At 40.9% G+C, this 24,419-nt stretch carries 19 protein-coding genes; all 19 read right to left on the bottom strand.

The window, feature by feature from the left end:
• Positions 1 to 36: 36 nt before the first annotated feature.
• The gene (locus tag AACQ93_RS08715; protein WP_064604079.1) at positions 37 to 1,908 is read right to left on the bottom strand and encodes an Lnb N-terminal periplasmic domain-containing protein; all 1,872 of its coding nucleotides are present in this window, start codon (positions 1,906 to 1,908) and stop codon (positions 37 to 39) included.
• 69 nt (positions 1,909 to 1,977) lie between these two features.
• Complete coding sequence (locus AACQ93_RS08710; RefSeq protein ID WP_064604076.1) at positions 1,978 to 2,460, bottom strand: DUF3015 family protein; 483 nt, start codon at positions 2,458 to 2,460, stop codon at positions 1,978 to 1,980.
• A gap of 239 nt (positions 2,461 to 2,699) precedes the next feature.
• Positions 2,700 to 3,317: a lytic transglycosylase domain-containing protein gene (locus tag AACQ93_RS08705; RefSeq protein ID WP_064604073.1), complete on the bottom strand. Its 618-nt coding sequence runs from the start codon at positions 3,315 to 3,317 to the stop codon at positions 2,700 to 2,702.
• Positions 3,318 to 3,552: 235 nt separating this feature from the next.
• Complete coding sequence (locus AACQ93_RS08700; RefSeq protein WP_064604070.1) at positions 3,553 to 4,209, bottom strand: hypothetical protein; 657 nt, start codon at positions 4,207 to 4,209, stop codon at positions 3,553 to 3,555.
• A 639-nt stretch (positions 4,210 to 4,848) separates the two neighbouring features.
• Positions 4,849 to 5,037 (bottom strand): hypothetical protein, encoded by a 189-nt coding sequence (locus AACQ93_RS08695; protein WP_064604067.1) that lies wholly within the window; start codon positions 5,035 to 5,037, stop codon positions 4,849 to 4,851.
• 231 nt (positions 5,038 to 5,268) lie between these two features.
• On the bottom strand, positions 5,269 to 5,718 hold the full coding sequence (locus tag AACQ93_RS08690; RefSeq protein WP_157097534.1) for an SMI1/KNR4 family protein: 450 nt from the start codon (positions 5,716 to 5,718) through the stop codon (positions 5,269 to 5,271).
• A gap of 22 nt (positions 5,719 to 5,740) precedes the next feature.
• A complete protein-coding gene (locus tag AACQ93_RS08685; protein ID WP_064604064.1) occupies positions 5,741 to 10,096 on the bottom strand; it encodes an RHS repeat-associated core domain-containing protein in 4,356 nt (1,451 codons plus the stop codon).
• A 17-nt stretch (positions 10,097 to 10,113) separates the two neighbouring features.
• Positions 10,114 to 11,052, bottom strand: coding sequence for a hypothetical protein (locus tag AACQ93_RS08680; protein WP_064604061.1), 939 nt, complete (start codon positions 11,050 to 11,052; stop codon positions 10,114 to 10,116).
• Positions 11,053 to 11,057: 5 nt separating this feature from the next.
• Positions 11,058 to 11,345, bottom strand: coding sequence for a PAAR domain-containing protein (locus AACQ93_RS08675; RefSeq protein ID WP_064604059.1), 288 nt, complete (start codon positions 11,343 to 11,345; stop codon positions 11,058 to 11,060).
• 26 nt (positions 11,346 to 11,371) lie between these two features.
• Positions 11,372 to 13,234, bottom strand: a complete 1,863-nt coding sequence (gene tssI / locus AACQ93_RS08670; RefSeq protein WP_064604048.1) for a type VI secretion system tip protein TssI/VgrG — start codon at positions 13,232 to 13,234, stop codon at positions 11,372 to 11,374.
• Between the two features lie 69 nt (positions 13,235 to 13,303).
• Positions 13,304 to 13,801, bottom strand: coding sequence for an Hcp family type VI secretion system effector (locus AACQ93_RS08665; protein WP_064604045.1), 498 nt, complete (start codon positions 13,799 to 13,801; stop codon positions 13,304 to 13,306).
• Positions 13,802 to 14,026: 225 nt separating this feature from the next.
• Entirely contained in the window at positions 14,027 to 16,630 is a 2,604-nt protein-coding gene (gene tssH / locus AACQ93_RS08660; RefSeq protein WP_064604042.1) for a type VI secretion system ATPase TssH, read from the bottom strand.
• A gap of 40 nt (positions 16,631 to 16,670) precedes the next feature.
• Positions 16,671 to 17,702, bottom strand: a complete 1,032-nt coding sequence (gene tssG, locus AACQ93_RS08655) for a type VI secretion system baseplate subunit TssG (RefSeq protein WP_084419069.1) — start codon at positions 17,700 to 17,702, stop codon at positions 16,671 to 16,673.
• Positions 17,654 to 19,483, bottom strand: a complete 1,830-nt coding sequence (tssF, locus tag AACQ93_RS08650; protein ID WP_064604034.1) for a type VI secretion system baseplate subunit TssF — start codon at positions 19,481 to 19,483, stop codon at positions 17,654 to 17,656. Before tssF ends, tssG begins: the two co-directional genes overlap by 49 nt.
• A 1-nt stretch (position 19,484) precedes the next feature.
• Positions 19,485 to 19,958 carry a type VI secretion system baseplate subunit TssE gene (gene tssE, locus AACQ93_RS08645; RefSeq protein ID WP_064604031.1) on the bottom strand — a complete coding sequence of 158 codons (474 nt, stop codon included), beginning with the start codon at positions 19,956 to 19,958 and terminating at the stop codon, positions 19,485 to 19,487.
• 14 nt (positions 19,959 to 19,972) lie between these two features.
• The gene (locus tag AACQ93_RS08640) at positions 19,973 to 20,773 is read right to left on the bottom strand and encodes a type VI secretion system accessory protein TagJ (RefSeq protein WP_064604028.1); all 801 of its coding nucleotides are present in this window, start codon (positions 20,771 to 20,773) and stop codon (positions 19,973 to 19,975) included.
• 6 nt (positions 20,774 to 20,779) lie between these two features.
• Complete coding sequence (gene tssC / locus AACQ93_RS08635) at positions 20,780 to 22,324, bottom strand: type VI secretion system contractile sheath large subunit (RefSeq protein WP_064604025.1); 1,545 nt, start codon at positions 22,322 to 22,324, stop codon at positions 20,780 to 20,782.
• A gap of 53 nt (positions 22,325 to 22,377) precedes the next feature.
• Entirely contained in the window at positions 22,378 to 23,868 is a 1,491-nt protein-coding gene (gene tssC / locus AACQ93_RS08630; RefSeq protein ID WP_064604022.1) for a type VI secretion system contractile sheath large subunit, read from the bottom strand.
• Entirely contained in the window at positions 23,865 to 24,377 is a 513-nt protein-coding gene (tssB, locus tag AACQ93_RS08625) for a type VI secretion system contractile sheath small subunit (protein ID WP_064604019.1), read from the bottom strand. The genes tssC (AACQ93_RS08630) and tssB overlap by 4 nt, the downstream gene beginning before the upstream one ends.
• Positions 24,378 to 24,419 lie beyond the last annotated feature (42 nt).

The raw sequence follows: 24,419 nt of genomic DNA, 5'->3' as shown, positions 1-24,419 counted from the left end.
TAATTTGCCCCCTTTATTTATGTCTGACTATTCGATTTAGTAGTAGTAATACATGGTCAACTTACCAAAAGCATCATATCCATTCCACTCTTGGTAACCAAGTTCATTACGAATCCCCCATTCTCGCACAGGAGACCACTGCCAGCCAATTGTTACCTTACTATGATAGTCAACATCATCATCGAACAGCTTATAAGCCTGAGCGTTAATATGCATCTTATTATCGCTATTAAACTGCACAACAACACCAGCATCTATGCCAATAGCAGCATTGAGGTGATCATTCGTGATTTTGCCTGTATTGGCTTCTCCAGAGAACAGCATATAACTATGAAGTTGATTGGAGTCTCCCCAAGCTTTTCCGATACCACCTCGTAAAAACCACCTTTCACTCCATTCATTATCATCAGGCTGGCGATCAAAACCTGTTCGTAGATTCCATGCGATACTGTTAAATATATTGTTATCTGGTGCCAGAGCGCTAACATCAACAAAGTATAACTTATTGAGCTTTGTATCCCCCTCTGAATCCACACTCAATTCAGTATTTAAAAAACTTATACTTGCGCCGGGAACAAAGCCACCAGAGCGGTCTAATAAATCATGATACGTGGCACGCCAGCTTATATTTAAATGATCATTAGCTACTTTATTTGAAGTAAGCCCAATACCTAAACGACGAGAACCATGCGATTCAATAGGTGATAAATCTGGTTCAGAAAGTGGAGAAAATGGTGATTTGACCTTTAATCTGCTTCTTTCTATCAATAACTTATTCAAGGTTTCAATTGCTGTATTTCGATCAAGGTTTGGGTCGTCATAAAACCTGAAATTCAGCCATTCATAAGCCATCTCAAGAATTGCGGCACGCCTAATATCATCGTATTGCTCTAGGCTTTGTGTGTCTCCCCCCATCACTTCAGAGGCCACATTTAGTTCGTCTTCATTTAACTGACTAGCAAAATGTAACAAACGTGTACCGTATGAAGCTCGATAGCTCACATCACTAATTAGTCCGTGCTTATTTAATGCAATAATAGTGTCAGACGGTACCGCTGAATATTCAAAATTACTTACAAGATCAAGATCTTCTCTTGCTAACTGTAATAAAGACAATAATTGATAAGAGCAATTTTCATCCATGTAAAAGTAATCAAAAACTGCCGGTTGTAGCTCCCACAAATGCAATATCACTTTTTCAACTTCGTCTTCAGATAATGCTAACGGAAACTCCCAAATATCCCTTGATTCCAGATCGTTATATTCCTTAACTTTCCGGTAATATGGCATAACACTGAAGTAACCAGGATAACTGCCGGCAAATCCTTTGATTACAAATAGCGCAGCATTATCTGAACTGTCCGGATCTGCAGCAAAATTAACAGCATAAGCCACAAGTTCACTATTCTTGGTCTGATTGTGGGCATCAATTCTCAGTAAGGTATGCCCAAACATAGATTCAGGGTTATTTATAAATGCTGTCGGAAACACCATCGTCAAACCTTTTGGGTTAAGTGTTGACTTCCAGGTTTCCAAATCAGGACAAGTTGGCATTGTTTGATTGAAATGTAGCTTTTCGCGTAACCAGTTAAATCTAGCCGGATACATACATGCATACAGCTCAAACTCATCACTGTTAAATTTATCCAACGTTGCTTTTAATTCTGATAAGGGATCTTTTTTACCTTCAGGCGAGATGAAAAAGTCTGAACTATCGATTTGACTCTGCCAGCCAGAGAAAATATTGGGGTGGTAATGCCCTAATTTCAACCAATAAGGATGTTGAGCAAGTTCATCATAACCTACAGCATAATTCGAGCTTTCTGCTATTACATCTGTGGATAAAAATGATGCAGAAATAATGACCAATGGTGAGATTAAATTCTTAAAGGTAGAAGGTATATGCATGGGTAACCATATATAGAAAAAGCGCCCCCACAATGAAGTGAGGACGCTTTATACAAAGAAACAGCTATATTAAGACAGTACGTAACCTGCTAGGCTAGCGTCATTTGCAATAACACCGTTGATGTTATTTAGGACTTCGTCAGAAGTAACGCTTGTAGAAGTGAACACATTAGCAAACTCAGACTGAACTACAGCTGCAAAGTGTGCTTTATCAGCTTCCTGAATACCCCATACTTCAGATAGAGTTGCTAGGCTGTCGCCTTCACCACGAGCCATATCACGTGCAAGTGTATCCATGTTAGCATCGATGTACATTGCTAGTTTTTCAGTTGAAGTAATTTCACTACTACCATCACAGCCAAGAGTACCAAATGTAATACCGAAAGTTTGGTTACCAGAAGTACCATTCAGAGTAGCGCCAAGAATCTTCATTGGCTTACCTTTCTGGCCTTCAAGTAGCATAGAACCCAGACCACAGCCAATGTCCTGATCAGCCATTGCATTACCAAACGGCAGAAGAGAAATAGCAGCCACTGCAAATAGTTTTTTCATTTTATTTCCTTAAACAACAATAATATAGCTAAGATATTTTTACTTATAGCGCAGAGTTCAATGTTACATTGAAACTGTTTTTATATTAGGCCAGTTAGTGAATCAGATTTCAATATACAAAGTAATTATTATATTCAAATGAGTAATTTTGAGTCATAATTTGCGTACGAAATCAACCTGTGATTATTTATTGAACTCACAAGGTGCTTTTTTGACCATTTTTAATTGTAAATTTGCCTCTAGTTATGTTTTTTTAAAAACAAACTATAATTCTCAAGTGACTGCGGAGGATTATAGTCATCATATTTTCTCATTTTCCTCTTTACTTTGATGACATATTGTTGAGTTTCCCTGTAAGGAGGTATTCCCCGATACTTTCTCACATTCCCCTCTCCAGCATTATATGCAGCTAATGCAAGATCGATATTTCCCTGATATTTACCCAATAAACGAGAAATCATCGCAGTGCCGACTTTAATATTCTGCTCAGGAATGAATGGATCTATTTTCCAGTGGCGTGAATTCATATCCATCAGCTGCATTAACCCTTTAGCACCTTTATGACTGACAGCATTAGGGTTAAAGTTTGACTCAGTTTCAATTATACCCAGAACCAATGAAAGTGGAACGTCATACTTACGTGTATACCGCAACGCCAAATCGTAAAATTTCGGCTTTTTAGGCGTTTTTGTATCTGTAAACAATCCTCCGCGCCATTCCGTTGTTCCATCACTAAACAGTGACTGAGAACTCGGTTTCTGCCCACTCGCAATAAGATTCAACAACATACCATCTTCTGGTGTAGCTTTAACAAAAGCAGGAAAGAACATCAGAGAGATAAAAAAATGCTTCCTCATTGAATGGGGTTACCTTTGGTCGAAGACTGTAAAACGCATCTGTAACACATGAATAGCACCAAGTGTAAAACAATCTTCCGACATGGTATATAGGTCAAAAAAGCACCGACAAAAGAAAGTTGATCCCTCCTCTAAGTAGGCTAGTGATAGATAATTATCTTATCTACAATCTCAATAAGTACGAAAAAGTGGAGGAATATTTCAATTCATTACTCCTCACCTTTGTCAGCCTAATCTAAGCAATTGAAGAGTAACGGATCTTTATCTTCGCCAATTTCTTCTTAAACAACGCAAGTACATCATCAAAACCAGGTTCCGTAGTGTAAGTACCGCTGTTTACAGAATAACGGCTGGCGATGCGGTTTTCTGGCCGAAAAACAAGAACATAATCATTATGTTCCTGCATTACACAGAATTCATCATCTCTATATTCTTTTAACGGTCCTGCAAAGCATTGATTAAAGAAGTGAAGTAATTCATGGGCTTGAGGTGATTGAAACATTTGATCACCAATGGTGGCACCATTCGTGTCGGAGGCAATCACCCGATACGGATGGACACTGTACTTCATTATATCGAACAGCTTACGCCTTTGAGTTTGGGTTGGCTCAGCAGCAACATGTACCCTCCCCCTGGATTCGTAACGAATCACACCTGTCGCAGCCATCAAGTTGATAATAGTAATTTCATCACAAGCCCCGTGCATCTCTTGCGGCAACAAAGCAGCAATAGCTCTGTGGTACTGACGTTTGTCCATATCTGAACGCTGCAAATCCAACAAACGTCCATCCGGTAAAATATACCCTCCATCCTTCGTAAAACGAGTGATACCAAAGTGTTCTACAAGCTTATCCAACAACGCTTGATTATTGTTCTGTACTGCTCTATCCATACTGCATTTCTACTTATACAACTCCTAAGTATGGTTTTCATCATTAAATAGCTAGTTGCAAAAAACAGCGACGAGGATCTCATTTGAGTATATGAATGGTCGTTTTTTGTAGTGCTTTTTTACCTGCTTGAATGCATTAGAGAGACTAAGAAAGTAGAGGACTATTTAATAACAATCACTATAGTGACCAAATCAAAGTTTTGTAGCTGAACAACGTCATCAACTTTGTTTGAAACAACACACAAATGACTATCCGTTAAGAGGTCCACCTATAGTTTGATTCCAAACTTCAATTAACCATTCATACAATTCTTCGGTGGAATCAAACTCTTCTTTAGTTACCTCATCGTATTCAACTATTGAAATAGAATGATTTTCAATTGCTGACCGGAGCTGCTCCTTGACCACTTCAAAGCGCCCCTCTTATAAGTAAAAACAGAAAGAACAATCAACTGACAGTTTAGGCGGCACCTTCTCCGAAAGGTGTACATGATCACTTTATACATTCAACTCAACTACTTCACATCCAAGTTGACGACACTACAAGTAAAGTCCAGAAAATGATAACCACCTACTGAAGTAGGTGGTTTACGGCTGAAAATAAAAAGTGTTTACTTAATCTTGAATGTAACACTAGAGCTAAGCATATGGTGACTGTGTTAACCTCGAGATAAAACCCATAAAAGAATCAGCCACAATGTGTAAATTTTGGAACATCATTTCTTCTATATCATCGCCATCTTCTAAATCATCAGGATCCAGCTCATTCATGGGATCCCAATAATATATCTTACCGAAATGATCACCCGATATACCTAAACAAATCACTCCTCCTCCAAATCCCCACCAATAGGTATCAAAGAATGAGGCATTCGCCCATGGTATGCATCTAAGGCCCACGTTAAGGCATAAGTATCGTCATCATTAACAGAACCAAAGAAATAATCAAAGTTACCATTATCCCGATAAAGCTAGGAGCGACTACAATGCTGATGTTAGTACTGTAATTCAACACATTTTTTAAAAGCCCTGCTAAAAAACAGAGCTTTTATTATTTTGTTATGAATGCAACAACTTTAGGAAACTATCGAAATCCTGAGCGACTTCGATTAATACTGGTGAGTCATCCTGTGAGTTCTCATGATCCCACAGAACAACTCGTGGCTCCTCTCGATTTTCGCAATCAAAGCAGAGAAAGTCACCAGCAAATAATACAGCGAAAGGACATAAAAAATCATTTAAACGTCCTTCGATCTGACTCCAAACAACTTCGATATCATAACAACCGATTTCATTTTCTTTATAATTAGGTATAAATGATAAAAATCTTTCAATAACCTTTTCATTTCCGCTCAAATCAAAATATTGCTCAAATGGTATTCCTCCATTATAAACCTTCATAAGTTCAAGATATGATTCTGGAAACGAAACACCTATTTCCTCTTCTACCTCTCGAACATAATCAAGGTCAACGACATCCCCTGATGTTCCTGATTTAAAACTAATCACTGCAAATCACCTCCACTTATTGTTATCGATTTCCAGTAGCCCATATAGTCCGTCCACCACTATGATTAGTAATATTGTGAATTCCGAAGGGAACTAATTCCATACGTCCTGATTCTTGATGGTGGTGCCAAGTTGTACCTTGTGGTCTTCCGCCAATTAAATCATCTAAATAATTAAATTGAACTCTATCAGTAGCATTCCACAAATTTTGGGGCAATGATTCCGAACGAATTACTACACTACTGAAATCAGCAAAACGGGTCTCTGGGTCAACAGGGATTCTAGGAATTAATCCTGCCTCTTCTGCATATTGCTTTATCGCACTTCGTTCAGAACGCTTAACTCCACTATCAATTTCTCTCCATTTCCATGGTACGTTAGAATTAACAACGTCCGCATAACGCTTAACTCTAATTCGGGTTAGCTCATCTAGTGTTTCAAGGACACTACTACCAACCCCATCCAAAACCTCTTCGACTTCTAGCCTATCAGGTTTACCCTGGCTGAGCCATTCCTCAAAAGAACCATCGCCTCCATTTGCGAGCCAAGTACGGTACTTAATATCATCTTGAATATTATCGGCAAACCATGTTTCCCCCCCAGGTGCTATAGCCTTAAATAGCAACTCACTACTATATTTACTATATATCGTTCCATCTGCTGCTTGGTATTGTTCTAACTCGCCTCCAACTGATGGACGATAAAACAGCGCAGAAAGTGCAGTTGTTAATCGACCTAGAGCTGGTGCTAACTCGGCTAATAATGACCTTTCAGTTATGTAAAGCGCATCATTTGCTGCAGCTTGCGTAGCTAATTTGGTTACATTGTTGCTTAGTACATTTAATGTTGACCTGTAAGGGACAGCTCTGGCAGCCGTAGCTAAGGCTGCCCCCCCTTCCTTACAACTCAACCCCAGCGGATCAATCCATTGCACAGGATTAGGCGCATACTGGTAGTGGTTGAGACCACCGAGCAGGCCTATCGGATCCTGATGGATGAAGCGGCCGGAATCCGGGTCGTAATAACGGAATCGGTTGTAATGCAGCCCGGTTTCTTCATCCTGGTACTGGCCCTGAAACCGCAGTGGATTCTTAATGGTGGCAACGCGCAGGTTTGCCTTTCCATAAGCTGAATAATCTGCCTGCCAAACGACGTTCCCTTGTGAATCAGTTAGCTGAAGTGGTGTTCCGAGATGATCGAGATGGTAATAATAGACCAGCCCCTGTTTGATTAAGGCAACGGGCCTGAAGCTATCAGGCTCGTAGATATACCAGGTAAACTCACCGTTGCAGTGTTCACCAATGAGCTGATCACCATCCCACAAGGAATCCGTACGCTGCTGTCCGGTGATTTTCGTACATCGACGACCTAAAGCATCATACTGATACTGGGTATACTTGCCGCCAACTTTAACGCCGGTAAGCTGGTTTAAACCGTTAAACTGGCGCTGCTCATGGCCGCTTGAGCTGTAAACACGGGATTGGTTACCATACGCGTCATAGCTGAACTGGCTTTCCTGCCACTTCAACAACCTGTCGGCTTCAACCTGAATATCTTCACCGCACGGGTTACCGAAGCTGTCCGGGGTAAACGGCACATCATTATTTGGTTGTGCGCACTGAATTAGCTGTTTCAGCTCATCAAACTGATAGCGAGTATCACCCAACTCGCTGTCTTTAATGCCAACCAGTTGATCTGCCTGGTCATACTGATAAACACGCTGCTGCAATCCGTCAGTTTGTTGCCAGCTTTGTTCAACCAATAACCCCTTGCTATTGAAGGCCTGCACTTGAGAAACACCATTGCCATAATGTCGTTGGTTTTCTCTGTTGCTGTTATCAAAATGACGACTTAGTAACTGTTGCTGTTGCCAATAAATCCCAGACAGTAATCCAGTTTCACTGTATCGGTAATCTATCTGACTGCCATCGGGCAGTTGAGTAAGAACCCGCCTACCTACTGAATCATACTCATGTTTTATCGGCCAGTTATCCTGCCAGATTTCTGCTGGCTTTCCACTCGTATGGTAAAGGAAACTGACTTTACGCTCAGCATTATTGGCATGAACAAGGCGGCCAGCTTTGTCGTATTGGTAGTGATTAGAAAAAGGAATGCCTGATGCAGTTGCACTTAACTGCTCAATAACCCGGCCACTATGATCCCGTATCAGCTTAACGAAACGTTCGCCTTGTTCGGCAAGACAAGCCAGACGGCCCTGTCCGTCATACTGATATTCCTGTACACGACCATCAAAACCGACTGTTTTGGTTATCCGTTCTTCACCATCATACTCAAGCCTATAAGTGACGCCGTCACTGCGTTCAATTCCAGTCAGATTCCGCTCTTTGTCATAACAAAATGCCAGCCAGCTTCCGTCAGGCCGGGTTTGTTTTACCGGCTGAGCTAAGCCCTGATAAGTTAAGGAGGTAGTGCGACCCAGCGGGTCAGTTGAGGCAATCAGCCTTGCGGCTTGATCATATTCAAGATGCCATGAACGGCTATTGGAGGGCGTGTCATGCTGATATTCAACAACTTCTATGACTAAACCCACTGTATTACGACGATACTGAATAACCCAACCATCAGGATTGATCATGCCGTTCAGCTCACCAAGCTCATCATAGCTGTATCGGGTAACGGCATCTCTGTCTTTAGCCGCAACCAGTCGCCCCTGTTTATCCCACCAGTAATGAACCACCTGACCGTCAGACGATGTTATAGAGGTAATTCTGCCATGATGATCATACTGATACGTTTTCACTATTCCGTCGGGGCTTTGCTGACTAAGCAAACGACCAAAACTGTTGTAGTCATTGACCCATTCCCGGTTTTCGCCGTCTATGATTCGGGCAACTTGCCCTAAACGGTTATAGAGGTATTGGGTTCTGCTCTTATCCGGTGCTTGAACTTCACACAGCTGACCGAAGTCATTATATCGATAATACGTCGCGGAGCCGTCTGGTGAAATTTCAGCGATTTTCCGGCCATGGTGGTCATATTCATAGCGCCATACATTGCCCAATGGCGAGACTTTTTCCAGCAGCTTTCCCTGCGCACTGTGTTTATAGCACCAGCGGTTACCCAGGCTGTCTGTACTGATTGCGGTATAACTATCTGTATCGTATTCAAACTGATATTGATAGCAGTCATCATCACCCCACTGAGCAATACAACGGGCTTCATCCCCCTTGCCCTGCCACTCGAAATAATGACTAAAACCAGAAGGTCGTGTTCGCTGAATCAAGAGGTGTCCGTTGTAACGGTATAATTCTTCCTGCTGTTGTCGGTTACTGGCCTTTATTAAGTCGCCATGCGCATCATATTGATACGAAGCCAACACCACGGGCTGATCTGGTTCATTTGTCTGAGCTTGAACTTCAATCAGATATCCACCGGCATCATAACGAAAGGCAAGTTCCCGACCTGTGCTGGATTTCAATCTGATAAGCCTGGCGGCACTGGAATATTCAAACCTGAAATTAAGAGTCTCGCTTATTCTTAACTTATCAAGAACCCAGCGTTTACCGTGGTTAATAAAACGAAGCTGACGACCGTCACTCAATGTCAGCAAATAATAACCATGACGGTCATGAGCCAAGGATGCTCCCGCATTAACCTGATAACTTACCGCTCCCGTAGCAATATCATCAAATAACAGCTCCCAACCATCCTGATCAATAAAGCGCCAGCGGTGACTCTCCCTGTCGGGTATAAGCTCTTTATTTAGCTCAAAATGAAAATTACTGCGCCAACCATGCCCCAAGCCGACATTCTGAGTGCTGAGTCCTGAACGATACAGACGCTGCCATTGTATTTCGGTATCTCCTGAAACACCCATATCAGAAAAGCTAATATCAATAAGTTTGAGGATCTCTTCCCCTGTTACCATGGATACCGGGTCACCGTCACAGGTCATTTCATCAGTTGAAACAACAACAGCCTCGTTATTTACGCTATCTTCACCTTCTGGGGTAACCTCAGATTCACCGCCATGGGTTCGCGTTTCATTTTGTGATGATGAACTACCAGAAGTCGTTCCCGTTTCGCGATAGATCACAGGGTCTATTACCGGTAGTTCATAAACCCGTAACCGACCATCATGTAAAGCTTTTGCTAGTTCTTCATGTGTAGTACCCGATATCAAAGAGCCTACGGTACGAGCCCTTATCTCTGCTGACGAATCCAGCATACCCAGCACAGCAGGTAAATCAGCCCCCGGGCGTTGCATGACCTGTGTGAATTTACTGATAAAAAGACGGGCCAATTGGATCGTTGTGAATACAGACGACTGTGCACTGGCATCATTTTTTTTGATGGTGGTGAATTGATAGGCTTTGCCATCATTGGCTTTAAGCTGCAGTTGATTGATTCCTTTCATACGACCTACAGTAGCTTTTATTCATCTTGCCAGGAGTAGAGAGCAGCCGCACGGTACAATCTCGGAGAGATCTCCAGTTGCATCGTGTTATACAAATACTTTCCTTGTTGATAGCGATCATTCAGGTGCAATAAATTATAAAGGCCAGAGCAGGCACCTAAATCACCGGTAAATGGCGTGGTCATAACAACCTGAGTTTGTTTACCCGCACACGGAGACAAACGGTGATACGCATTTGTCCATTCATCAACCAAGGTTCCTGAACCGTCAAAAGGTGCATAAAATTGATATATCGGCAGCCCTTTTGTCTGGACATATTTATTAAAAACGAATGCTAAAGCGGCACTCTCAGATTGATCGCTGGTACGTAATTCGTATGAAAACCAATCACGTTTTAAACCAGATTCAGCGCGCTTAATACTGGCAAGAATCACACATTCAGATGCAATATTTTCAACATCACAGAGCAAGCCATTCGTTAATTGACTAAACAATCTGAAGTCCGTATCTATCGCAAGCAAAAGAACTTCTTGATAATTTTGTTTAAAAATTAGTTTTTCAACCTTGTCCCAGGCAAATAAAAGAGCACTTCTACCATAAGGAAAAAAATAACAACCTTCATTTCGTTCTAATACATGTATCAATCTATCAAAATGATAAGATAAAGACTGTTTCAAAAAATCATCCACTTCATCCATTTGAGGTAATAACACACAAATTGGAGAGTTGTTGTTTTCTAATTCAAACTTTTTAATCGTTTCTTCTAATATATCAACTAATCGCTGTTTGAGTGTCTGCTCCTTTATCGGAATAATTGACATTGAGCGCAAGACATTCCCATCATCAAAACAATATAAATCTGGCTCAACACGAGCTTCTGAATTTAGTTCCAGTAATAAATCAGGATCACTGAATTTACCAATTTGCAGATGATGGAGATCTATAGCTAAAGGCATCCTCTTTACCCAATAGTGACAGTTGGATTACCTACTATTATCTTACCGCCATGACTGGTAGCATCTCCCATTCTGGCTGCGGGCTTTCCATTAACAGTCACCGTTGATGAACCATTTTTTATCGTATCTGGTGGGCCAACACATACAGCTTTATCACCTTTACGGGCAGCAGGTAACCCTCCAATAAATACATTTCCCGAACCAGCAACAACAGGACCACCTACATGAGGTGTTTTACCTGAATATTTAGGGCATATATGAAAGCAAGTTACTGTTGCAGCAGGTTTCCCCATAATTATCTCTCGTTAGGAAATTTTCTTTAGTTCAATGCAATTGATCCAGCTTTCAAAGCAATATTACTTCCATTCACTTTGATACTTGATCCTTTAATATCAATAGCACCACTACTAGAAAGCGTAATTGAAGCTCCTCCAGTTTTAATTACTATCCTACTACCAGCATCTATTACTAATTCTTTACCTATTTTTTCATTTAGGTTGTTATCCACTTGGAGGGTATAGTCATTTTTTACCGTTCTCTGGTAATTATTTTCAACTAAAGCTTTCTCATCATTTTTTACAGTTTTACAACTGTTATTCTCGATTAAGGATTGAAAGTCATTTTCAACCATTAATTGATGGTCTTTCTCAGCATGGATATATAAAAGTTCGCTGCCTTTTTCATCTTCAAAGTGAATCTCATTGAAATTAGCTTCACCACCTTCTTTAGTAGAACGTGTTTTAATCCCACTTTGAGTCTTACAGCCAGGTAGGTCATATGGTGGCATCAAATCGCCGTTGTATAATGCCCCACTAATAATTGGCTGATCGGGGTCTCCATCCAAAAACTCCACCAGCACTTCCTGGCCAACACGAGGGAAGAAAAAAGCCCCCCAGCGGTTGCCAGCCCAATTCTGTGCAACGCGAATCCAACATGAACTTGTACTATCAGCGGTACCTTCACGATCCCAATGAAACAGTACCTTTACACGCCCATACTTATCGATATGAATCTCGTCTCCCTCATCGCCAGTAACAACCGCTGTCTGCGCACCATAAATACGGGGTTTGGGTGTATGTTGAGTCGAACGATAAAGTGTTTCTTTTGGTACGCAACTAAACTGGTTCTGGATAACATTGAAAGCACTCTTTTGAGAGCCAACCTGGTTTGTAATCGCAATTTGTAAACTAACATTAGTCAGTAAGTAACTTTTATTTGTAAAACGCGAATCTTCATGATCTTTAAACGTAAAATATTGACCCGCAGTAAAACTACAACAGTTACTTCCACCTGCTGAAAGCTCAACATCTCGCTGAAGCGATTCTAACGCAACATTGGCAACATTTTGTGCCCTTAGATTGAATTCAGATGCAGCCTGATATTCATAAACTTCCATACCTGATTGCTGTGGTATCAAACCTGAGTTTTGGTGCTCTCCTGATGGTTTTTCGGCTGGCTTAATAAAATCATAGCCTCGTTTAACACTGCTACCAGGAGCAACGCTTACTGCACCAAACCAGCTATGAATATGAGCTTCAGAAAAACTACCTGTGGTAAAACTTACCTGTGATTCTTGACACTCTTTATATGCCGTCACATCATCTGCAAGAACAACATAATGGTTACTTTCATCATGCCTGAAAAAATAAAAAACACCTTCATCTTCCAAAAGACGGCTAACAAAATTCAAATCAGTTTCATGATACTGAACTTTATAATCATATAACGGATAATTTTTCTTTAGCTCACTCTGTATTTTTACCCCATGTTCTGAAAAAACTTTTTTCACAACATCTTCAAAATTAACTTTCTGAAAGATACGACAATTTGTACGCTGAGATAAAAAAGATAGTGATGGTTCTATTTTTAATACATAATCTTGAAAGTTTTCACCTTCGGCAACAACAGGAATCCTGCTACCTGATGAGTGAACTGAAGAAACATAACCGTTAAAAAAACGTTTAGACAACTCCCCACTCAAATTATACACAAGAGTGATAGTTACTGGCTTTCCTATAATTGATTTGGTATCTACCAACTCATTATTTGCATAAACATAGGCTTGTATTGAAAAAAGCGAAGATAGTCCTTCCTGAACTTCAACTTTATTGACATATAAAACATCCTTGCCTAAAGGAGTATCAATGCGAAGAATGCTTTTATCTTGCGTTGCTTTTTCCATTTTAATCCTAAAAACCAATCATTAATCTGCTGATTGCGGAGTAGAGAACTACTCCGCATTAACAAAATATTACATTTTCTGACCAGCAGAGCCGTCATAACCGTAAATGAGCTGCCCTTCACGATGGTTATCATCATTCGTAGGCGTAACAGCCATAACCATTTTCGTGTATGAGATAGTGATAGTTTCAACAGGACGATCACCTTGAACGGACATGCTGTAGTTTGAAATCATGGTGTTTTTTAGCTCAATTTTAATGATTTCTTCAACTTTATCTTTGCCCTGCTTTGTTACATATATTTCTGCTTTGCCACCTTGACCTATTGTTGCTTCTTCAAATAACAAAGTTGAAGTTTTATCTTGTAGCTTTGTAATCGTCATATCATATAGACGGGCAGAACTCGCTTCACGGTCTTGTTGAGTACCAGTAAAGGAAGTAATTTCACGTCCAACACTCCAATCAACTGACAAAACCGTAATCATGTCTTTATAGTCAGTTGCTGTAGTTTCACCATTTAGTGGTTTCCCATCTGTATTATAATATTTCAGATAAGTATTAGATTGCATGCCAGTCTCCTGTAGCACTATTGATAAGTTTAATTAAACAATTAAAAACCTAAACACCAATATAACTCGATGTATAAAGCCTAAATTTAAAGTGGGTTTTAACAGTATACAAAATAAGCACACAGCTTAATTAAAGCGAAATATCACACAGGCTTAATTATATATAAAGGACAGAAAAAACAAACTACGACACACCTCCCATTTAATTATTCAACATGAGTAAACTCAACTAAAAATTACGTTGTAATTATCATTACAAACATCAACACAAATTAAATCAAACTCACTATTCGTTGATAACCTCTTCAATATCAAGCCTGACAACAATGGCAATAAAAACTGCTGAAGGTTATTATGGATCGACCTTGCACCTGAATTATCATTGTTACTTTGGCCTCTTAAATAATCGACCACATTATCAGTGTATTTAAACTCTGCATTATAGTTATTCTTAATTCTGTCAGAAATTCTATTAAGCTGCAGTTTTATAATTTCTTTAAGCACATCGTTAGATAAGGGTACATAAGGAATAACATCTAGCCGCCCAAGAAATGCAGGCTTAAATACCTGAAGCAAATCATCTTTCAGAGCCTCTTTTAGTCCTGGTATCGATGGCGACGTTTCTTCGTCCTCATAGAGTTCCATGGTTGTTTCTGTGCCGGCATTTGACGTCATGATGATAATCGTGTTTTTGAAATCGATATCTCGCCCTTCTCCATCTTTAAGGGTTCCTTTATCAAAAACCTGATAAAAAATGTCCTGAACCCCCGGGTGAGCTTTCTCCATTTCATCCAATAACACAACACTATAAGGTTTGCGTCTCACGGCTTCAGTCAGAATTCCCCCTTCACCAAAACCGACATATCCCGGCGGCGAACCAACCAAAAGAGAAACCTTATGCTCTTCTTTAAACTCGGACATATTAATAACGGTAATGTTATCTTCACTACCATAGACTTGCTCTGCTAATGCTAATGCCGATTCTGTCTTACCAACACCACTTGGCCCGGTTAACAAGAAAATTCCATCAGGCCGGCGCTCATCACTTAGTTGCGCCCTGGCGGTTTTAACCACTTGGGCGATCTGATCCAACGCATGATCCTGGCCAATCACTCTTTGTTTCATTCGCTCTGAAAGCGACAATATATTGTCTATTTCATCACTTCGCATTCTACCAAGTGGAATACCTGTCCAATCTGCAATCACTTCTGCAACTAACGTTTCACCCACCTCAAGGTGAACCATAGGCTCAACCTTTGCTGTAAGCTGATTTTTCATCTCCTTGAATTGTGCTTTATCCTCTTCAGAGACTACATCACCTTCCATTAATTTTTGGGAAAAATCTTTTGCCTGCTTAACCAGCCCAACTTCATCACGCCACTGGTTTTCTAAATGATGAAGCTCAGCATCAGCTTGTTGCAGTTTGCTCTCAAGTTGAGCTAACTTGGTGCCGTGATCACTACCTGTAATTACCTCTTTTTCTAATACTGCTATCTCTGTTTTTAGCTGCTGACATAAGCTTGTTAACTCTTCAACTTGCCCCGGCATTGACACCTGACTCATTGCCACGCGTGCGCAAGCGGTATCAAGCAATCCCACTGCTTTATCCGGTAATTGACGTCCATTGATATAACGATTTGATAATTTGACCGCAAACTGTAGTGCTTTATCGGTAATCGTCACATGATGGTGAGCCTCCATAACGGGTAACAGACCACGCAACATCACGACCGCCGTTTCTTCATCAGGTTCTTCAATTTTTACTACCTGAAAACGCCTGGCCAAAGCGGCATCTTTTTCAAAATATTTTTTATATTCAGCCCAGGTCGTCGCAGCAATCGTCCTTAGCTCTCCACGAGCAAGCGCCGGCTTGAGCAAGTTCGCCGCATCATTTTGCCCCGCCTGGCCACCACTACCAATTAACGTATGTGCCTCATCAATAAACAAAATGATCGGCACAGGTGAAGACTTCACTTCCTTAATCACTGTTTTAAGCCGATTTTCAAATTCCCCTTTCATGCCAGCCCCAGCCTGAAGCAAAGCTAAGTCCAGCACGCGAATAGAAATATTCTGCAATACCTCAGGAACGTCACCATCTGCTATTCGTTGCGCCAATCCCTCAACCACTGCGGTTTTACCAACCCCAGCCTCACCGGTAAGGATTGGGTTGTTTTGTCTACGGCGCGTCAAAATATCGATCATCTGACGTATTTCGTTATCACGCCCCAAAATTGGATCGATTTCTCCAGCCTTAGCTTGAGCCGTTAGATCTATCGTATATTGAGCCAAAGCTTGTGATGAGTGGTTAAGACTGTGTGATGAGCCCTGCTCCGATGCCCCCCTAGAACCTCCCTCTGTCGAATCTTTCTCAATCGCAGGCCAAGAAGACAATATGCGAGAGGCATCGACTTTCAGCAGTTCCCGGGCATCTCTATGAAGCAGTGATACCAGACTTTCGTCACTTAATAAGGCATAAATGATGTGAACACTACGAATGGCGCTTTCATTAAATTCAATGGTTGCAGCCATCCAAGCCGCTCTCAACAAAGCAACGACCTGTGGAGATAAACCCGGAGGATTGCAATTTCCGGTTTTTAGTTGCTCCAGGCCAAGCAACAATTGGTTTCGCAATTCAGCCAAATCCAAGTCAAAGGCTGACGAGATAACCGCCAAATCACCCGACTCCCCCTCTGCCATTACAGCTAACCAATGCTGTATTTCCACACTAAAATGGCTCCGGCTATTACATAATCCAGCCGCAGCTTCTAATTTCTTTTTACAATGTGGGGTCAGCTTGTCCACTAACGACTTTAAAGTCATGGTTGACATGTTACTATTCCTTTCATTAATCAAACGACAGCTTCTGAGTTCAGCACACAGGAATACTCAGCTCTTTATCCATCAAACAACGACGTATCATCAACGACGCCCCACGCCCTAAGCCCGGACCATGTTTACTAAGGTCTGCTGAAGGCAAGCAGCGATATATGGTGATTAAAAACCATTTCACTTCAACAGAAGCCGGCACATAATGGCTTACGATCCGCTTCATACTCTGAAATAACGGCCCATCTCCCATTAGTTCTATACACTGGCTGGGATCTGCACCTTTAATTTCAATATTAATTTCAGAAGATACGTCCCATACGCGCGAACCTAAGACTGTACTAATACCCAACCTGGCATGCTGCCCCTCTGGCTGACATAGCGATCCGAGACATGTCTGCTCACTCTGTTTCAACGTGATCCACCGACCAACAAACTCCGTGATTTTTATCTCACAACCACTTAGTACCTCTAAAAATTGTTTTAGCCCTTGTGTATTTCTTATTTGTTGGCTAAAGAGACCACCGAAATAAACATCTAAATCCTGATTTGCTCCCGTCAATGAACGAAGTATTTTATCGAACGAAGAATCATGACCTAAAAGCTGACGTTCATACTGAGCGGGATAATAAAACTTCTCCCACGCGCGATAGTAAAACGAAATCAGTCGGTGATTAAATAAATCAAAAAAATCACGAAGTGCCGTATCTTTTAATTTGACGCGCTCCATCAAAAGTTCGGTGTAATACCTGGGTAAAGCACCACTAGGTCCTGTCAAGCCGGTGAAGTTGATATAACAACAAAGCCGTGATAAGCCGCTGTCAACTTCTTCCTTACGAATCGTCTCAATTGCTGTTCCAGGGAACCCCAAATGCTGAGAAACTTTAAATCGAATCCTTTCATTAGACGGAAGTGCATCTGAACCAACTGCCATACCATCAAGATCTTCCACAAGCCAACGTTGCAAAGCATTCACGGTATGGTAAAAATCATTTTTATCGACTTTAGCGATCACTTGATTGATACTCATATCAATTTCTTGCTCCCAGCCATCGCAGGCCAGCGATGTAAACATTCAGCTTGCCCCTGTATTCGAACACTCAATCGTGTAAAACTATTGATTGCAGTAAATTGAGAAAAGAACTGAGAAAGAACACAACCAAAGAAAAATATATTGGTGCCAGTTAACTCATTTTTTGCAAATTCAATTTCTATATCTGTGCCATGACAGAAGCCTACACGTCCTCTTTGTACAACTCTTGACGTTGCAGGCGTGATACTTAATCCTATTACTGAATCAATGATGGCTTTGCTCTGTGGACTTTGCTCAAAGTCATAGAGTTTTAATAACTCAACCAACGTTAATAACCCATCGTCTCCAGTAAAGTGATTTAAGGTTAAGTGCCTGGCAAATTGCCAGCGAGTGCTTTCATTTAACTTAGGGCGAATAGGGGTCGTTGGCGCTGTCAGACACCTGACTTCTTTTAATGTATCTGTACGCTGTGTTACTGACATTGCAGGCTGGCCGCCACCAAATGGTAGGCGTATCGGTAAATTCCGGTTGCTGCATAATGCGTTAACTGTCACTATCCAATGTTCATATTCATTAATATCCAGCGGCCTAGAAACAGAATTAATAACTGACAAATAGCTTTCGCAACCTGGCTCATTATGCCCCGCCGCAAGATCCGCATGCTCCCGACGCTGAGTCCAAAACATTTCATTTTCAGTTAAGTAACCAGCCTGGCTACAACCGTAGAATGGTGCGACTAAAGTGCTGTTTCCATGCTGGTCATATGCAGTGACATCCTTAATTTGAATAACTTCACATATATCGGCGTCCTGGTAACGAGGAACCAATCGATGTTCACGATGTGCTAACGACAGGGAAAATGGCTCCAATTCCTGCTTAAATAAATTGATAATGGGAGTACAACCTAACAAAATATTTTCAGCGGTTAACTGCTTTGCTAACCAATCATCTGTTTCATCAAAATAAATATAAAGTTCGACTTCATTTCCCCGCCCCAGCCATTGAGACTTTAAATCCCTAAGTTCAAAAAAGAGAAATTTTTCAGGAAACAAGAAGTGTTCAACAAGCAACCTATACCCGCAAAATGTCCTTTTTTGATACGGTATAACGTCCTGATTATCATCATATCCGACCTGATAAATATGACGTGATTGTAAATACCTGCATGATTCCTGCTCATCCCTTGATACAAGAGATAAACCAATCGCAGACTTAAAAAGTAATTGATACAGGGTATGACTAAGATGAGGCTGGCCGTGAATATAAAACCTAAGTTTATCTAACCCTAAGTCTTGTAACTTATTTTCCTCAAATTCACTGCTCAATGTTAATTTCAGAACAGCTTTTGCTGTTTTTTGAAAATTAGCTTGTGGAGCCTTAAACGGGGCATTTTCAAACGTTGCTGAAGTAACTTCTACCGGCCAAAGTTGAGTATCATAACAAGTTGTGAACTGACATGGTTTATAACCCTCTACCCGACTTTCGACCGATGTTCCTTTCGGCAAGGTAAAGCCATTATCAGTAATATTCTGAGTGGTCATTTTAATCACAGCCATTGATGGAATAGTGGCGTGATAATCAGGAAAAAGCTGCCCTAATAATGCTTCGGTTAATTGCGGAAAACGATCATCAAGGCTGCATCGAATTTGTGATGTCAGAAATGCAAAACTTTCAATTAGCCTGGATACATGTGGATCCTCCACATGTTCATCTGATAACTTGAGTCGTCCTGCTACCTTTGGGTATCGCTTGGCAAATTCAGCCCCCATATGGCGGATGAAGGCAAGCTCACGATTATAGTATTTCAGCATTTCATCACTCATATTACGACTCACTTACTCTTATTCCCAAATAAACAGGTTCAACTTCAGAATCAAAATACACCTCCTCCGGCTCTGGTTCAGCACGAAGCAATGCATGAATTCTTAAACGTAATATACGATCCAAAGGCTGTTCTTCGCTTACCACTGTAACTGCTACATCACTGAATCGAGGCTCAAACTTTCTGATAGTTTCTTCAATAATCCGACATAAACTTTCTCTGCCACCTAAACTACTTAATGGCATAGCGGAAAAATCGGGTAAACCATAGGCCAGCAAAGAATACTCAAGCTCTTTACAGCTTTCTGGCCTCTGCAGCCAACTGATCCTTGCATTTAGCAAATTTTCTAAATCGCGTCTGACACTCTGGCGCATATCCCGCCAATTAAATGAGCAGGGGGCTTCATGACCAATTTCAGGTGAATCATCTATGAGGCGATCCAGTATTGACGGAAGCAGCTGTTGCGAAGAACTCATGACATTAGATCGCCTTACGCCATTTCGTCTTCAGTAATCTGAAGATGTGTTATTTGTGACAAAGCTTTAGCTTCATCACCACATAAGAACATTTTTTGGCCTGCACCTATATAGACATCCGTTTTCCTTACAGACAGCCAATCAGTTTCCCTACCAAGCTTAAGCTCGTCTGAATTACTGGCAAGATAAGTCATGGGAATAAAGGCCTCACCACTTAAACCACCTTTAATTTCAACCTTAGCTTTGCGCCAAACCAACTCGACTAACGATGTCACAGGTTTTAACTGCATATTTTCCAGGGCATTAAAAGGAACCAGGTAATACTTACCGTTAGTGCCAAAGACCTCCAAATAACCAGCTAGGCTATCATCTAAGTCTCGGACTAATTCACATTGTTGACCATTAATCCTTATTGCAATATCTTGCCGGATATTTTCTAACAATAGTGCATTCGATTTGAGCTCTTCATCATCATTTTCTCGCATTGCGAGGCGTATTCTGACTAATGTCTCAAACGACTCATCAACCTCATGAACCAAGGTTGCCGTTGCAGCACCCTCTGAAAAATCAAACCTGGCTTGAGCGGCCCTTATTAACAAACGCAAATTAGAGCCACCAATGAGACATTCAGGGTGTTGTTTAATCAATAAGCTTAATTGTTTGTCAGCCCGCTCTAGCTGGCCATCAATACATAGCAGCTCTACAAAACGGCTTCTAAGATCCTGTGCTTTAGGCTCCATTTGTAATTGCTTTTTTGTATATTCAATCGCTTCAGTTAACTTGCCCTTTTGTATCAAGTCATTTGTTTTATTCATAATTTATCACTCGCTAAAATTAACTCCAGGTGATAGCTCTGTTACTAATCGAATTGATGAAACCACCTGATCAAGCTGGAAGTGAGGACGTAGCCTGACAATAGAATAGTAATGGCCTGGCTTACCATGTATTTCTTTCACTTTTATACTTGCTTCATTTAATGGATATTTGGCATTCATTTCTTCTGATATATCAGAAGTTACAGTTGTATAATTAAGTAACCACCGCTGAAAATCACTCTCTATATTTCCTGCCGTTTCATAAAGACCAACTTTATCGCGTGCCATAACTTTAATGTAATGCGCAAATCTTGATGCACACATAACATATTGCAGCATAGATGATATTCGTGCATTTACATTAGCCGTGGCTGAGTCATAATGTTGAGGCTGATGTACTGAAGCATTACTAAAAAAAATAAGGTGTTCAGTATTGGGTGCTATCGATAATGGCATAAAACCACAATCAGATAACTGTCTCTCTAATCTATCACCGACCTGTAAATCTGCAGGTGCTTCACACTGTTTTACTTTTGATGAAATATCAAAATTCACTGTTGGTAAATCAAACACTAGCCCTCGGTTAAATCGTCCTGGCTGCATCCCGCGAATTTGGCTAAACCATCCGGATTCAGAGAAGGCTTTCATTGCAACCACAGCAAAACCATAAGCAGCATTACCCCACAGATAATCATCATGTGGATGATTGATTTGCTCACAAAAATAAAAACCTTCTTTACGTGAACCGTCCTGTTTATATGGCTGACGCATCAATATATAAGGAATGGCTAATCCTAAAAAACGCGCATCTTCCATTTGCCTTAGGCCTTGCCAGTTTTGGTAACCTGGCAGAGTAAACTGAGACTGTATATCTCTAACGCCTGCTAACTCTGAAAAATAATCAACTCCAAATAATGAAGGGCAAGCCGATGTAATGAAAGGCGCAAAAGCAGCAGCAGAAACCTGGCAAACACCTTTCAACGTATCTATATCATTAAATAACAAACCAGATGAATGTTTATGTGATACCTGATAATCGCCAATTAATAAACCAAACGGTTCCCCTCCAGGCATACTAAATTCATTGCTGTAAACAAGTCGAAATAATTCACTTTGGTCGAATTCTATTGCTTTATTAATATCTCTACTTAATTCAACCCAACTTAAGTTAAGGATTTTTATCTTACATAACCGCTCATTATCAAAGCTATCACATTGATTGATGAGATATTTCAAACCACGCCAACTAGCTTCAATTTTTTTAAAACTCTGATGGTGTATAATTTTATTTACCTGATTGTTAATTTTTTCATCAATACTTTTGATAGCTTTTAGCAAAACATAACTAACTTTATCTTTATTACTAAACAAACAAGCAGAGTCATTATCTTTTTCTAACCATATTCTTAATGCCCAATAAGGATCATCTTGATTCAAAAAATGATCGACAACATCACTATCGGCATACCAAACTGAATCTTCTTTCTGCCTATTTGGATTAACGGTTGAGACCAGCTCATCGGTATCAATAAAACGAATTGTTGACTCCACCAGAGCCTCCCGTACGCCATTGTGAGCCAGCTGGAAAGCTGGCTCAATCTGGCTTAGCCAATTTCAGGAATTTTAGCGACTAAGCGCATTGATGTTGTTAGCTCTTCCATCTGTAACCATGGACGTAACCAGGCAATGGCATTATAAGCACCAGGGCTTCCAGGTATTTCTTTGACTTGTACTTTTGCTTCAGCCAGCGGATACTTGGCTCTGATCTCCTGCCCGCCACCTTCAGCAGCATTCACATAAGATAGAATCCAACGATTGAGCCAAGCTTCAACATCCCCCGCTTCCATATAACTACCAATTTTATCTCTGGCCATCACTTTCAAGTAATGAGCAAAACGTGATGTAGCCATAAGGTATGGTAATCGTGCAGAAATCGCCGCATTAGCTGTTGCTTCAGGGCTGTTGTATTTCACTGGCTTCTGACATGTTTGCGCGCCAAAGAACACTGCATAATTGGTATTTTTATAGTGACATAATGGCAAGAAGCCCATTCGCCCCAACTCAGCTTCGCGTCGATCCGTTATACCTATTTCAGTCGGACACTTTAGATCAGGATCACCATCATCACTGATAAACATATGCGATGGCAGGTTGTCGACCCGGCCACCGCCTTCAGCACCACGAATCGTAGTACAGAAGCCAGATCTAGCAAAGGAATCCGTTAAACGCGCACCCAACACATAGGAAGCATTCATCCAGCAGTAATCTTCATGGTCAACGTCGTATGCCATGCCTGTATTCGTGTCAACCTTGAACTCCTCATAACAGAAGGCTTCCGTAGGTTGTGTTGATTCACCGTAAGGCAGTCGTGCCAATACACGTGGCATTGTAAGCGTAACAAAACGGGAATCTTCACTTTCCCGGAAAGAGCGCCACTTCACATATTCCTGTGACTCAAACATTTTTGATAAATCACGGGGGTTACTAAGTTCTGCCCACTCTTCAAACCCGAATAATGCAGGTGATGCCGCCGACAAAAATGGTGAGAAACCAGCAGCCGCAACATTAGACATCATACTGAGAGTTTCAATATCCTGCGGATGATTGGTAAACTCGTAATCCCCAATAAGTGCACCATACGGTTCACCACCAGGTGTACCAAATTCTGACTCATAAACTTTCTTGAAGATCTGGCTCTGATCGAATTCAACCGCTTTGCTCAAATCTTTGCGCAACTCATTCTTACTGATATTCAGCATACGGATTTTCAATGTTTGGCTAGTTTCTGAATTCATTACCAAATAATTCAAACCACGCCAACTACCTTCAAGCTTTTGAAACTGTTGCTGGTGCATGATTTCTGCAAGCTGAACCGAAATTGCATTATCTAAAGAGGCAATAGCTTCCCGGAATGTTACTGTTAAATTTTTATTCCAGGTTACAGTACCTTTAAGTGCTTCTTCAGTTAAGGTACGAATCAACTCTTCAGCTCGTGAACTTTCTGTCTGCTTAGTTGCAACAATTGCCTGCTCTAAAAACGAAGTGCTACTTTCTTCTGCGGCCGCATCCAATACTGCTGATGTTTCTGTATTCATTTTGCCGGCTCCTCCGTTTCCAGATTAAGCTCATCCGATAGCCTCTGTAAGTGGCTGGTATTATTTAATACTGTTTCCAGAAGATTCTCTAAATCCTCTGAACGATCAACTTTTGTCATCAGGTCACGTAGTTTATTACGCGTTTCCATGAGCTTTCTTAATGGCTCAACCTGATTAACAATGGCTTCTGGCTCAAAATCTTTCATTGATTTAAATTGCAATGAAACTTCCAGCTCAGTTCCATCATTAGCCAGCTTGTTATCAACTTTATACTTAAGTCTCGGGCTCATCCGGCTTAGTACGTCATCAAAATTATCTCTGTCGATCTGAACAAAACGACGTTCCTTAATTGGTTTAAGTTCATCGGTATTTTGCCCTGCAAAATCCCCCATCACCCCAACAACAAAAGCTAACTCTTTCTGAATACTTGAACCTTCAGTCTCAACATCATAGGTAATATGTACCCTTGGTTTACGTATCCGAGACAACTTTCCGTGGATACTTCCCATGTTCTTCTCCCTTTTAACTACGCACTTTTAATTCACATACAG

The sequence above is a fragment of the Photobacterium sp. J15 genome (genome assembly GCF_963870815.1).
In the GTDB taxonomy this organism is placed as follows: domain Bacteria; phylum Pseudomonadota; class Gammaproteobacteria; order Enterobacterales; family Vibrionaceae; genus Photobacterium; species Photobacterium marinum.
The sequence above is the reverse complement of the archived record's forward strand: the minus strand, read 5'-3'. Positions and strand labels throughout refer to the sequence as shown.

Bases quoted from the DNA above. Each gene is read 5' to 3' on its own strand.
- AACQ93_RS08705 (WP_064604073.1), bottom strand. From the start codon at position 3,317: ATGAGGAAGCATTTTTTTATCTCTCTGATGTTCTTTCCTGCTTTTGTT.
- AACQ93_RS08700 (WP_064604070.1), bottom strand. From the start codon at position 4,209: ATGGATAGAGCAGTACAGAACAATAATCAAGCGTTGTTGGATAAGCTT.
- AACQ93_RS08665 (WP_064604045.1), bottom strand. From the start codon at position 13,801: ATGCAATCTAATACTTATCTGAAATATTATAATACAGATGGGAAACCA.
- AACQ93_RS08710 (WP_064604076.1), bottom strand. From the start codon at position 2,460: ATGAAAAAACTATTTGCAGTGGCTGCTATTTCTCTTCTGCCGTTTGGT.
- AACQ93_RS08640 (WP_064604028.1), bottom strand. From the start codon at position 20,773: ATGAATAAAACAAATGACTTGATACAAAAGGGCAAGTTAACTGAAGCG.
- tssG (WP_084419069.1), bottom strand. From the start codon at position 17,702: ATGTTTACATCGCTGGCCTGCGATGGCTGGGAGCAAGAAATTGATATG.
- tssI (WP_064604048.1), bottom strand. From the start codon at position 13,234: ATGGAAAAAGCAACGCAAGATAAAAGCATTCTTCGCATTGATACTCCT.
- tssE (WP_064604031.1), bottom strand. From the start codon at position 19,958: ATGAGTTCTTCGCAACAGCTGCTTCCGTCAATACTGGATCGCCTCATA.
- tssC (WP_064604022.1), bottom strand. From the start codon at position 23,868: ATGAATACAGAAACATCAGCAGTATTGGATGCGGCCGCAGAAGAAAGT.
- AACQ93_RS08715 (WP_064604079.1), bottom strand. From the start codon at position 1,908: ATGCATATACCTTCTACCTTTAAGAATTTAATCTCACCATTGGTCATT.
- tssF (WP_064604034.1), bottom strand. From the start codon at position 19,483: ATGAGTGATGAAATGCTGAAATACTATAATCGTGAGCTTGCCTTCATC.
- AACQ93_RS08685 (WP_064604064.1), bottom strand. From the start codon at position 10,096: ATGAAAGGAATCAATCAACTGCAGCTTAAAGCCAATGATGGCAAAGCC.
- tssB (WP_064604019.1), bottom strand. From the start codon at position 24,377: ATGGGAAGTATCCACGGAAAGTTGTCTCGGATACGTAAACCAAGGGTA.
- AACQ93_RS08680 (WP_064604061.1), bottom strand. From the start codon at position 11,052: ATGCCTTTAGCTATAGATCTCCATCATCTGCAAATTGGTAAATTCAGT.
- tssH (WP_064604042.1), bottom strand. From the start codon at position 16,630: ATGTCAACCATGACTTTAAAGTCGTTAGTGGACAAGCTGACCCCACAT.
- AACQ93_RS08675 (WP_064604059.1), bottom strand. From the start codon at position 11,345: ATGGGGAAACCTGCTGCAACAGTAACTTGCTTTCATATATGCCCTAAA.